Here is a 573-nt window from a genome sequence, read left to right on the forward strand (position 1 = left end):
AGGGGCGCGCCAGCCTGATGCGCGAGTGGCTGCGGCTGCAGTCCCGGGCGGGTATCGACGTGGTGGACGAGTCGCGCCAGCGCCAAAACGAAAGCACGGGCCAGGCACTGCTGCGCTTTCCCAAGCGTCTGATCAACACGCTCAGCCGCCAGCGCCACCACGACTACTCCCACGAGGTCTACGACGCCATGGCGGGGTGCCTTGCGTGCAAGTCCTGCGCCGGGCAGTGCCCGATCAAGGTCAACGTGCCGCAATTTCGTTCCCAGTTTCTGGAGGTCTACCACGGCCGCTACCTGCGCCCGCTGCGCGATTACCTGATCGGCCATACCGAGCGGATGCTGCCCACCCTGGCGACCATCGCCCCGGTGTATAACGCCGTGATCGGCCAGCGCTGGGTGGACGCGCTGATGCGCAAGGGCCTGGGCATCAGCGACTCCCCCAGGCTGTCGCGGGCCAGCGTGAAAAAACAGCTGCGCGCCTGGGGCGTGGCCGAGGCCACACCGACCGCCCTGGCCCGGCTGACCGAACAGCAGCGCGCCCAGAGCGTGATTGTGGTGCAGGACGCCTTCACCA

General features: G+C 67.9%; 1 pseudogene. It reads left to right on the top strand.

Features of this window, described 5'->3' with window-relative positions:
* A pseudogene (locus tag HW452_RS17335) lies at window positions 1-573 on the top strand ((Fe-S)-binding protein); the annotation flags it as partial.

Source organism: Vreelandella aquamarina (genome assembly GCF_020075495.1).
In the GTDB taxonomy this organism is placed as follows: domain Bacteria; phylum Pseudomonadota; class Gammaproteobacteria; order Pseudomonadales; family Halomonadaceae; genus Vreelandella; species Vreelandella aquamarina_A.